The organism is Microcoleus sp. S13_C5, from assembly GCF_036700845.1.
GTDB lineage: Bacteria > Cyanobacteriota > Cyanobacteriia > Cyanobacteriales > Microcoleaceae > Microcoleus.
In genome coordinates, this window is record NZ_JAUBPR010000034.1 from 41,268 (window position 1) to 53,276 (window position 12,009).

Below are 12,009 nucleotides of genomic sequence, written 5' to 3' on the forward strand. Positions count from 1 at the left end.
TCACTGATAACCCGCTCGCGGTTCTCCAAATTCCCTTCTATCACTAGAAAAATGGTATAATTTATCACAATAATTAGTTATAAATATTAAAAATTTTCGGAAAACACCCGATCGCAGGTATATCATGGTAAAAAGTTTACAGCAGAGATCAGTAAGTTCCACAAAAGCTTCGATCGTTTAATATTGACTTAGACACAAAATCTTTAGCAGAGAATGCTACTGCGATCGGGTTTTCCCATCGGGTGCTGTTGTCATTTGGCAAATTAGCAACTACCCGCTACCAATTACCAGTTACGAATTAATAGCAACTTAAGTTGTCCATTAATACAATATTTAACAGGGGTTTCATCTATGTTTGCTGTGCGTGAGACTAGCTCGGAGTTATCAGTGTTGCATATACCTGAATTTTGTACTTGGAACATCTCCTTAGAATCAACTCTCCTAGACCTGCCACTCTCCAACTGCCAAATTGAATTAACTCAACAGGCAAAAGAAGTAGCCCAGGCTTTTGAAGAAAATTCCATGCTTCCCGGCGTCATTTTGACAAATGGAGGTAATTTTGTCGGCATCATATCCAGGCGTCTATTTTTTGAAAAAGTTAACCGTCGCTACGGAGTAGAAATGTTTTTCAAGCGACCAATAGAGGTGTTGTACAAGTTTGCCAAGCCAGAGGAACTCGTACTTCCCGCCAGTAAATTAATAGTAGAAGCCGCCCACGAATGTCTTTACAGATCAGCAGAATTAATTTACGAACCCGTAGTAGTGGAAATAGCCCCCCAGAGCTACAAGCTGTTAGACGTACACCAATTAATGGTCGCTCAATCAAGAATTCACGAATTAACAAATAAGTTACTCCACAAACAAACCCAAGCCAAACTCATCCAAACAGAAAAAATGGCGAGTTTGGGGAGGATTGTAGCAGAAGTAGCCCACGAAATCAGAAATCCGCTGAACTGTATTTGGGGAAATTTAACTTTTCTGCTGTCCTATTTTGAACACTTGCTTCAGCTCATGTCGGTTTATGAAGAAGAATATTCGGCACCCTGTCCCCGAATAGAGGCCCTAAAAAAAGAAATTGAATTTGATTTTTTACAAGAAGATTTGCCGATAACCTTAGAAGGGATGGAGTTAGGAGCCTCGCAATTGCTAAAAATAGTTAACGGGCTGCACCACTTCTCTCACATGGACGAGACAAAACCAGCCGACACAGACATTCACGAATGTGTGGAGATGACGCTGTTAATTTTGAAAAACCGCTTTAAAAACAGCATAGAAGTGGTTAAAAATTACGGCGAACTGCCGCTAGTTAGTGGCTACTCCGGTCAGTTGAGTCAGGTGTTTTTGAATTTGTTAGTTAATGCTCTAGACGCCCTGACAGAGTACGCAGCCGATCGAGAAATACAGACCCAGTGCCTGGACAACTGGCAGCCCCAAATCGAAATTACCACTAAAGTTATAGAAACCGAACACGGCAAGCGGGCCGCAATTTGCATTGCCGATAACGGGCCCGGCATTGCCCCAGAAAATCACAAGCAGATATTTGACACCTTTTTTACCACTAAACCAGCAGGCAAAGGCACCGGTATGGGGCTAGCTATCTGCCATCAAATCGTCACAGAAAAGCACGGTGGCCAACTGAGAATGCGATCGCAACCAGGTAAGAATACTGAATTTGAAATTCTCCTGCCTATAGTTGGCACAACATGATTAACTTAAGAATATTCTCGGTAGTTCGCTCCTGCGGTGAAATGATAGGGTAGCTTAGTAGTAGGCTCTCAATTCACTTTCCCAGCGTTTCGGCAACTAAAAGTTCCAGTGGCAAATAAATTCAGTTCCAAACTCCTTAGCCCTTCACTCTCCGAAGGCAGCCATCAAGACCTTTCCCTAGAGTCTACCCTCTGGGATTTGCCCCTGTATGACTTTCAGGTTAAATCGAGCTGCTTGGCCGTGGCAGTTGCCGAAATGTTTGAACAGCATCCCCTAGTGCCGGGAGTCGTCTTGATGGAAGCAGGAGAGTTTGCTGGCATGATATCCCGAAGGCAACTGCTGGAATATTTGCTCAAACCCCAAGGCCCTGAGCTATTTTTGCACCTGCCACTAAAAGTTCTCTACAGTTACGCTCGCGTCGAAATATTATTAGTCCCAGAGAGTACAACCATTTTGGCAGCAGCCCCACAAGCTCTGCGTCGATCGCCCGAATTACAGGCAGAACCGATCGTCGTCCAAATAGACTCCCAATCTTACCGACTCTTAGACCCTAACGCACTAAACATCGCCTACTGGCAAATTCGTGGCATAGAAACTCAAGTCCGCTACGAAAGAGCCCAAACTCAAATGATTCAAAGCGAAAAAATGGCTAGTTTAGGGCGTTTAGTCAACGGAGTAGCCCACGAAATTTTAGATCCGGTAGGCTTTATCTGGGGGAATTTAACCTACGTCACCGACTACAGCAAAAACTTGATGGAGTTGCTCTCAGCTTACGAGGCGTACTGTACCGAACCCCCGCCGGAAATAGCACAGCTCAAGGAAGAGATCGACTATGATTTTCTGCAAAACGATTTCCTCCGAACTGTTGCCAGCATCAAATCTGGAGCCGAACGTTTGAGCAAGTTAGCAAGCAGTTTGCAAAACTTCTGCCACATAGACGATATTTATCCCAAACCCACCGACTTGCACGCCAACATAGACAGCATACTTTTGCTGCTCAAAAGTCGTTTGACCAGGGAAATCCAAGTAGTGAAAAACTACGGCTACCTGCCACCAGTGCCGTGCTATGCAGGACAGCTAAACCAAGTATTTATGAATATCTTGACCAATTCTATTCATACATTAATTAACGAAGCAGTCGGTCAAGAATTGGCGAAAGAGTTCAAAGGTGGAGGACTCAAAGAGTTCGATCGCCAGCCTAAAATTGAAATCACAACTCAAGTCTGCTGTCCCGAACCTGCGCCGGATTTAGACAAACTTCATGTTCGCTGGGTTTCGATTTGCATATCAGATAACGGGCCAGGAATGTCACCTAGCAAGTACAAAAAAATCATAGAATCATTCTCTACGGAAAAACGCGCCCTCAAAGAAACCAGTTTAGCGGTTAGCTATCAAATCGTGACGGGCAAACACGGCGGTGCATTCAGAATGCGATCGGAGTTAGGCAGAGGCACTGAATTTGAAATTTTGTTACCCTTAGCTTAAAGAAGGAAGTTCGGCAACGGATTCTGTAACGGATGTAACGGATGTAACGGATGTCAGGAACAGGGAAGTTCGGCAACGGATTCTGTAACGGATGTAACGGATGTAACGGATGTCAGGAACAGGGAAGAAGTTACAGTTTATTCCTGATTTATGAAGTATAGACACGGCAATGCGGTTTCCCTACCTGTTATCTGTACAACAGTCAACAGTCAACAGTCAACAGTCAACAGTCAACCATTATCTAATTGACTGCCGCACATTTTACAAAATCTAGCATTAGCATCGTGTACAGACCAACCGCAACCTTTACAAACAGCTTCTCCGTGATTAGCACTTTTAACTAATTGTTTAATCAAATCCCCCAATTGCCAAGGAATCAGAGCAATTCCTGTCAAAATCATCAAAATAGTCAGAAAACGACCGGATTCCGAAATCGGAGTAACATCGCCAAATCCCACCGTGGTCATCGTGACAACGGAGAAATAAACAGCATCCAAAAAAGTTCCAAAACTTTCGGGATTGGTCGGATGTTCGACTTGATAAATCAAACCAGAATAAACAAAAATTATTGCCAGCAAAGTAAACAAAATTCGAGCAAAAATCACCCCATCTTCGCTGCTGATGCGGAAAATAGAAATTTTTAATTCCAGAAAACGGATGAGTCGGAGAATTCTAAACCAGCGAAAAATTCGGATAAAACTAACGTTGACAAATCCCAGTAAAAATGGTAATATTGCCAGCAAATCTATAATTGAAAAAAAACTAAAAATAAATTTAACTCGATTTTCGGCACACCACAGCCGCAATAAATACTCAACTGCAAAAACGATTAAAAGAACGGTATCGAGAGTTTGGAAATTAATTCTAACAGGTTGGGAAAGCGGGTAAGTTTCGGCGATGAAGCTGGCGGAAGATAAAAGAATGAGTCCGGTAAGAGTTAAATTGACGGTTCTGCCAATGGGGGTTTCGATGTCTTCGAGATAAAATCCAATTTGCGATCGGGTTAACATAGATGAGAGAATTAATACCATTTATGAGGTAAGGGAATTATCGCATATGAGTATCGAATTAACTAAGGGTGAAAGGTTCAATCTTTCTAAAGAAACTCCTAATTTCAGTAAAATTGCGATCGCCCTGGGGTGGCAAGTCAGCCAGACCGCACAAAACTGCGACATTGACGCATCTGTTTTTATGTTAGCGGCAGACGGTCGGATTCCTGATGAAAAGTATTTTGTATTTTACAACAATCTGACATCGCCGGACGGTGCGGTGCGACATTCGGGAGACAGTGCGACTGGGCAAATAGACGGAGATGACGAGACGGTTTATGTGGATTTGAGTAAAATCAATTCTGCTATTCAGGAAATTGTGTTTGTGGTGACTATTCACGAGGGACAGGAAAAAAATCAAAGTTTTAGTCAAGTTACAAATGCTTTTATCAGGCTTTACAACCGAGAAACTCTTAGCGAATTGGTTCGGTACAATTTAAATCAGATTTTTTCCCAAGAAACGGCTTTAGAATTTGGACGCTTGTATAAGAAGAATGGCGAATGGAGGTTTCAGGCGGTAGGACAGGGATATAATGCGGGGTTGCAAAGTTTTGTAGATAAGTATTATGTTGAGAATGCGGTTGAGAAAAGCTCGAAAGCTGCTGAGAAGCTTGATGATGCTGAGGTTGTGAGGCGGTTTAGCGATCGGGTGGATAAGCTATTGCGCGAAGAGGCGATCGAGGAGACACCGATTCCAGTATCTAGCGAAGCGGTAGAACAGCCGGTGGCTACTCCTGTAAATGCGGATACTGTGCAATCTGAGGCTGAGGCAAAAATTGATGATTCTGCACTAGAAAATCTGGAAGCAGCTATTAGTGCTGAGGAATTTTTGAAACGGTATAATCAGGGAGAACGAGATTTTACAGGGATTAACTTATCGGGAGTGGCTCTGAGCGGAAAAACCCTGCATTCTGTCAATCTGAGTAATGCTAATCTAAGCCGTGCAGAACTTTCTGAAGCCGACTTATCTTATGCTAACCTGACTGAGGCAAATTTATGTCAGGCAAACCTTCACACAGCTAATCTAACCTCAGCCAACTTAGGGAAAACAAAATTCATAAATGCAAATTTAAGTGAAGTAAATCTGCGAGGCTCAAACCTAAGTGAAGCTAATCTGAGTGGGGTAAATCTCAGTAGTGTTCATTTGTTCTCTAAAACAAACTTCCGCAGGGCAAACCTCAGTAAAGCCAACTTAACAGGGTTGAATTTGAGGGAATCAAAATTGATGAAGGCTGATTTGAGTAATGCCAACCTAAGTGATACTAACCTAGTAATGGCAAACCTTGAAGGGGCAAACCTTGAAGGAGCAAAACTTCAACAAGCACTTTACAACCCACAGACTGTCTTCCCCAGAGGCTTTGACCCTATTAAAGCAGGTGCTTACTTAATCGCTCCTAATGTTTCACTGAAAGAAGCAAACCTAGCTCGTCGTAACTTGAGCGGAGTTAACTTGAGCGAAGCTAACTTGAGTGGTGCAAATCTAACTACGGCAAATTTGCAGAGTGCAAAACTCCTGCAAGCTAATTTGAATAAAACTAACTTAAGCGGAGGAAATCTGAGTAGTGCCAACTTAACGGCAGCAAACCTGATAGGAGCCAACCTGATGCAGGCAAATTTAGCATCTGCTAACCTAACTGCCGCAGACTTGAGTGGAGCGAATTTGAAAAATACAGAAACAAGTGGGGCCAATTTTAGTGGTGCTAATCTGACCAAAGTTAATCTGGTTGGTGGAACTCTTCAATGTAATGTCAGCGGAGCAATATTAACTGAAGGAAATCTCTGTGGGGCTAACCTTCGTTATGGTAATTTTACTGGAGCCAACTTAACTTCGGCAGACTTGCGTGGGGCAGATTTGGATAATACAAACCTAGAAAAAGCCAACCTCAAGGGAGCGAATCTAAGTGGGGTGGTAAATCTGGAAAAGGCAAAACTCGCAGGTGCAATTATGCCTGATGGCACAATTCATGAATGAATTATATCGCCAATATTAAACAGCAAGGTGGGCAATGTATTGGTGTGAATTTAACCGAAAGTCCGCCAGGGAATTCATTCCCTGGCTAATAGCAAAAGTTTTCGGTCGAGGACTAATGAGTTCTTCAGTCCTCATAGCGATGACTTTTGCTATTAGCCAGGGGTTTAAACCCCTGCCGGACTGAGGGAAATAGCGTTAAATTAACACCAATGGTGTGCATCGCCCTCCATACAAATAAAGTATAATTAGTATTAAAGTTCAAATACATAGATTGTCGATGAATGAATCTGACACGGAAATTATAGAATCTACCCTCAGATGGATGACGGAGTTTGTTGAGTTACCGCATCCTATTTTCAGCGATTTACCGATTTGTCCCTTCACTAAAAAGGCACGCTTGGCTAATCAAATTTTATTCAAAATCGAGCGGTTTTCAGCGCTGACTGAGTTCGATCGCGATTCTGCCATCATGAAATCAATTTATGAATTTTACAATTCGGAATTTGAAATAATGGTAGTAATTAATCCCGAAAAAACCGTAATTACTGCACCAGAAACTAAAGAATTGATAGACAAATTGAATAATCAGATTTCAGAGTTGGGCTTGCTGGCTTTTCACACTCATCCCGAAGAAGATTTTAATATTGACGGGCTTCATACTAGGAGGATGCCGTATCCGGGCTTCACTGTTCAAGTAAATTCTAAGCTGAAGCCAGCTTCCGATGCTTTAGAGAAAACTGAATATTACAAAAATTGGACGGCCGAACAACTAAAATATTTCGGGATTCCGAGAAATTGACGATCGCCCACGCTCCCCGCGCATCTCTGTGCCATTACAATTAATTCAGCAAAAAATCTTTACACATAAGAAGTCATGCAGCTTAAGTCAACAACCCGCCATATTCGCATATACACCGCCATCCTCGAAGACAACGAACTCGTACCCAGCAACGACCTTTTGACGCTCGACATTGACCCAGATAACGAACTTAACTGGAATGACGAGTCAGTCAAACAGGTATATGCCAAATTCGACCAACTCGTAGACGCATACGAGGGCGAAGACTTGACCGAGTACAACCTCCGCCGTATCGGTTCGGAATTGGAACACTTGGTACGATCGCTCCTCCAAAAAGGCCAAATCAGCTACAACCTCAACGGCCGCGCTGTCAACTACAGCATGGGCTTGCCTCAAGTTGATGCCAAAATTAACCTGTAAGGGCGATCGGGCGATCGGCATTTATGTCAACTTAAGATTGATACCCATAATAAATGTCGCTTGTAGCTGAGTTTCGATCGCTCCTACTGCTATTAATCAGGGGAGTACGGGGGGAAAAGAGGGTTCTGTTGCGTCTCTCGCTTTGGGGATTGAGGGGGATTTAGACTTGGATACAGAGGAAAGGTGGAGATAGGGAGAATTGGGAAAATCTGCCTTTATTCTTCTTCCGGCTTCTTCCGGCTTCTTTCTGACTCCTGACTCCTGGCTTCTTCCTTCTTCCGACTTCGATCGGACTTGTCCCCCGCCTCCCCAGCATCAACCGGAGAATTTGGAACGCGATCGCGTTCCAAAAACTGTTTAACTGCAAGTTGGCGGTTGGTCATAAACTGACCCCAAGCGCCGGGAAACAGCCCATCCAAGGTTTCCACCAGCGCCCAAACCTCAAGATTCATCACTTTGTAATAGAAACTGTGAGAATGTTGAATGCTAGTGAGTATTTCGTCTATTTCAACTGCAGGCAGTAGCTTCGCATCGGGCAAATTCTTGGGAAAGGCGCTGGGCTCATGTGGGGGCATGGTTAAATACTCAACAGCTTGCAGAGGCCGGTCAGTCGATTTGAGATTTTAGATTTGAGATTTTAGATTGACTCCACAGATGAATCTGCGGGCTTGAACGAATATCTAATTTTTTTTGCTCTCCCCTACTCCTGTCGGGGGCTGGCATCCGTCAGTCGATTTGAGATTTTAGATTTGAGATTTGAGATTGACTCCACAGATGAATCTGGGGGCTTGTATCCGTCTTGGGGCCAGTCGATTTGAGATTTTAGATTTGAGATTTTAGATTGATTCCACAGATGAATCAGGGGCCTGGAACGAATATCTAATTTTTTTTGCTCTCCCCTACTCCTGTCGGCGGCTGGCATCCGTCAGTAGATGTGAGATTGTCGATTTTATACTTTAGATGGACTCCACAGATGAATCTGGGGGCTTTTATCCGTCTTTGGGCCAGGTTAAATTTAACTTTACTTGCGAAACTCGGGCATGAGGCAATTAACACCCTTGGCGAGAAAACCGAGAATTGATATTTATTTATACCTGTTGGGTCAGGTGATTTCTACCTAGCTGCATCATACCATTATAGTTAGTCGAAAATCTCAATTCCCTTGAGTGCTGCGATTTCTTGGGAAATGGCCACTATCAGGAATATGCTGAAAACAGTGTGATTTCAAGCCGAGGACTTGGGCGTCGCGCGATCGTCTAACTCTGAAAGCTCCTAGCAAAATTCATCGGCGGGTTAACAAAATGGTAGACTATTTGTGTCAGTACAAGACATTAAAACCTACCCCTGGACTGGGGGAAAGTCACGCCTAAAACATTGTCAGGAGATATCACTACGCACACAACAGTGGAAACGTGGTGAGCCCGGGAACCTGAAAAATCAGGATATTAGGACTGCGAAGTCTTAAGAATCTCCGTCTGTTGAGAAAGCGGGGGTGTCAAATAATCGCCACGTATCAACCCGTCGAGGTTTAATCGCTAAAATAGTTCAGATCAGCACGCTTGCCCAAAGGCGTCAGGAACCCTTATGCAAAACTCTGTGGCAAAACACTACTTATGGGCTTTAGGTGAAGGGATCAAAGGGTGTAAGCCAGGCGATCTGATCGCTGGTCGCTACTTGGTCAAGCGCGATCGACTTCTTGTCGATACTCAACCCGAACACTTGCCGGAACTGCCCGAAGAGATTCCGAGTGTTGTCACTCCTTATCTGAGACTGTTTGCCTATCAGTTGCACGTACCTCAAGTATACGGCCTGGTATCGTCGAAGATGAGCAAGCTCTCGGGAGATATCTGGCTGCTGGAAAACGTGCCGATTTTGAAGGTGACGGAATCTTTAATGCCGGAATTGGCGGATTCCTGGAAAGGAGCCGCAGCGATGCGCCAGCTCAATTGGCTGTGGCAAATTGCTCAGTTGTGGCAGCCGTGTATCGCTCAGGGCGTGGCTTCGACGCTGCTGACTCCCGAACTGCTACGGGTGGAAGGGCAAGTGGTGCGGTTTCTGGAATTGCAGCCCGATCGCAAACCGCCTCATTTGTCGCAGTTGGGCAAATTGTGGCAGCAGTGGCTCGAAGATGCTCACCCGACTATTGCCAATTTTTTGAGGCAACTTTGCCAGCAAATGGTTGCCGGTCAAGTGCGCCACGGCGAACAACTGATGGGTCAGTTGGATAAAGCTTTGGCAAAGTGCGGCCGATTTTACGATCGTCACGTTGAGATTGCCACGGGCACGGATGTGGGCAGAGCCCGGGCTCACAACGAAGATGCTTGCTATCCGCCCAGCGGTACGCTGTTGGCAGGAAACCCGGGTGCGGAAGCTTGCGCGATCGTCTGCGACGGTATCGGTGGACAAGATGGTGGCGAAGTCGCTTCGGAAGAAGCAATTGGTGTGCTGCGCGACAAGTTGCAGCAAATGCCCCTACATCAAGCTAATTGGGACCCGTTGAGCCTGACTTCCAAGCTGGAACGGGCGGCTTGTGCTGCTAACGACAAGATAGCCAGTCGCAACGACAGCGAACACCGCCAAGGCCGCCAGCGGATGGGAACTACCCTAGTTATGGCTTTAGCCCACATTCACGAACTCTACGTCGCCCACGTCGGAGACAGTCGGGCTTACTGGATTACCCGCACCGGCTGCTATCAAGTTACTCTTGATGATAATGTGGCTTGCCGCGAGGTGCGTTTGGGCTACTCTCTCTACCGGGATGCTTTGGAACAAGTGGCCGCCGGAGCTCTGATTCAAGCTTTGGGGATTACTTCCTCCAACACTCTGCACCCGACTGTGCAGCGTTTTCCGGTGGATGAAGACTGCGTTTTGCTGCTGTGTTCCGACGGTTTGAGTGATAAAGACCGGGTTGAGGAATGTTGGGAAGCGGAGATTTTGCCAATTCTCGACGGTAGCATTAATTTGGGTAAGGCGCGCGATCGACTGATTGAGATTGCTAATACTAGAAACGGTCACGATAACGTCACTGTTGCTCTAATTCACTGTCAAGCACATTTGAGGGAAGACGGTAATACTTTGACAGAACTGTCTGTCGCACCTTTAGATACGCCGATCGAACTAATTTCCGACAGCGAGGATTTGCCAACGGATTTGAATGGGCCGACAAGCCTTGGCGATGGGGATTCTCCAGGAAAAACGCAGTTGTTACAGCCGGAAAAAAGCAAAAGTTTATTTTCGCTGCTGCTGAAAATTTTATTTTTATTAGGATTGGGGGGTGTATTTGCTTATTTTTTCATCCCTCCGGTGGGTCCCGCGATCGATACTGCCGGGGAGTCAATTTTTGGGAAACGCGGTTTTATTAAAGCTGGAAGCACGCCAGAAAAAACTGTTGAATCTGTACCTTCTCCGGTCAAATCTTTAGAAATAGGCTCGTTTATAGAGATTAAAAGTTCTGGGGCTGGGGAAGTGGAAAAAGAGGGCGATCGCTTGGATTTGCGAGTCGCAATCGGTGAGTTGACTGTCAAAGGAACAGTCCCAGCCGGTAGCGTTTTACAGGTGACAAACAAACAGCTTACGCCTCAAGGCAATTGGCTGGAATTGAAAGTTTGTTCGATTCCTGAAAAAGTGCGATCGAACTCTCCCAAGCCCGAGCCAAATAAAGATTTTTCTACAGTTTCAAAACCCGCACTGACTCCATCTGCCGCTGTGGCAAGTCCGTCGCCTTCCCCGGCAGTTAAGCCAACAGTTGAAGTAGAAAGCGCCAAGCTGCAACCGGGGGAAATCGGATGGATTCAAGAACAAGCTGGCGTTTCTAAAGTAGTCTCTAACCTAGCCTTAAACCCCACTCAAAAGGGAAAATGCGTTGATGCTGACTCAAATCCAAATGCTAATTAAACTGTTCATGCTTGAGTATGTTGAGCAACTTTGCTGAAATTTAGTAGAAATAAAAATGCAAATTTCTAAACAAAACTAAGATTAACTGATACGATCCCTGGTCAAGTAGCTGACATAATTTTAGATTTGAGATTGGAAATTTAATAATTTCCAATCTCAAATCTAACAAGGTTTCAAAATTTCTAACGTAATTTGTTAGATACCTCTGCCAGTTTAGCCACCATTTGGGATACGGCTTTATCAACTGCCGCGCTCAAAAGTGAGTCTTCATTGCTGCTGCCAGAATTGCCGCTGACACCTCTGACTGAAATATTAGAATCGCTTTGATCTGCCTCTCCTACTGCTTTGGCAGTGGCAAGAATATCTCCCGAAGCTGTAGCGATTAACCGCACATCTATTTGAACGGTAGCTTTGGTTTTTTGTGAACCGGCGCCGATTCCCATGAAACTGCCGCCGCCGGATTGTTTGTCGATATTAAACTTGGTAATGGTGCCGATGAGCACGGCGTCAACTCCTAATTGTTTGCCAATTTCGGCTGCTGTGCCGGCATCCATCGCACCGCTGCGATTTTGCTGTTTGAGCACTTGTTCGAGTTTGCTACGATCGACTAAGTAGTTAAGCAAAATTAATTACATAATTATCTCCAAATTCTTTAAGAATTCTTTCGACAGATGAAACAAGAG

Annotated in this window: 9 protein-coding genes; 6 read left to right on the forward strand and 3 right to left on the reverse strand. The window is 44.7% G+C overall.

All coding sequences use genetic code 11. The annotated features are described in order from the left end of the window. Positions 1-351 precede the first annotated feature (351 nt). Positions 352-1,707, forward strand: coding sequence for an ATP-binding protein (locus QUA04_RS12025; protein ID WP_333257177.1), 1,356 nt, complete (start codon positions 352-354; stop codon positions 1,705-1,707). A 108-nt stretch (positions 1,708-1,815) separates the two neighbouring features. Further along, a complete protein-coding gene (locus QUA04_RS12030) occupies positions 1,816-3,192 on the forward strand; it encodes an ATP-binding protein (RefSeq protein ID WP_333257179.1) in 1,377 nt (458 codons plus the stop codon). 230 nt (positions 3,193-3,422) lie between these two features. Here the strand turns inward: QUA04_RS12030 and QUA04_RS12035 are convergent, their stop codons facing one another. Further along, positions 3,423-4,223 (reverse strand): ion transporter, encoded by an 801-nt coding sequence (locus QUA04_RS12035; RefSeq protein ID WP_333257182.1) that lies wholly within the window; start codon positions 4,221-4,223, stop codon positions 3,423-3,425. Between the two features lie 25 nt (positions 4,224-4,248). Here QUA04_RS12035 and QUA04_RS12040 point away from each other — a divergent pair, with 25 nt between their 5' ends. The 3 genes from QUA04_RS12040 (at position 4,249) to QUA04_RS12050 (ending at position 7,432) form a co-directional block, all read left to right on the forward strand. Further along, positions 4,249-6,213: a pentapeptide repeat-containing protein gene (locus tag QUA04_RS12040; RefSeq protein ID WP_333257183.1), complete on the forward strand. Its 1,965-nt coding sequence runs from the start codon at positions 4,249-4,251 to the stop codon at positions 6,211-6,213. A 277-nt stretch (positions 6,214-6,490) separates the two neighbouring features. Beyond that, a complete protein-coding gene (locus QUA04_RS12045) occupies positions 6,491-7,012 on the forward strand; it encodes a hypothetical protein (protein WP_333257185.1) in 522 nt (173 codons plus the stop codon). Positions 7,013-7,087: 75 nt separating this feature from the next. Then, on the forward strand, positions 7,088-7,432 hold the full coding sequence (locus QUA04_RS12050) for an NAD(P)H-quinone oxidoreductase subunit M (RefSeq protein ID WP_333257188.1): 345 nt from the start codon (positions 7,088-7,090) through the stop codon (positions 7,430-7,432). Between the two features lie 215 nt (positions 7,433-7,647). Here the strand turns inward: QUA04_RS12050 and QUA04_RS12055 are convergent, their stop codons facing one another. Further along, positions 7,648-8,007, reverse strand: a complete 360-nt coding sequence (locus QUA04_RS12055) for a hypothetical protein (RefSeq protein ID WP_333257190.1) — start codon at positions 8,005-8,007, stop codon at positions 7,648-7,650. Between the two features lie 1,009 nt (positions 8,008-9,016). Here QUA04_RS12055 and QUA04_RS12060 point away from each other — a divergent pair. Next, positions 9,017-11,326, forward strand: coding sequence for a protein phosphatase 2C domain-containing protein (locus QUA04_RS12060; RefSeq protein WP_333257193.1), 2,310 nt, complete (start codon positions 9,017-9,019; stop codon positions 11,324-11,326). 182 nt (positions 11,327-11,508) lie between these two features. Here QUA04_RS12060 and QUA04_RS12065 read toward each other — a convergent pair whose 3' ends face one another. Further along, positions 11,509-11,949, reverse strand: a complete 441-nt coding sequence (locus QUA04_RS12065) for a CsgG/HfaB family protein (RefSeq protein WP_333257195.1) — start codon at positions 11,947-11,949, stop codon at positions 11,509-11,511. Positions 11,950-12,009: the final 60 nt, after the last annotated feature.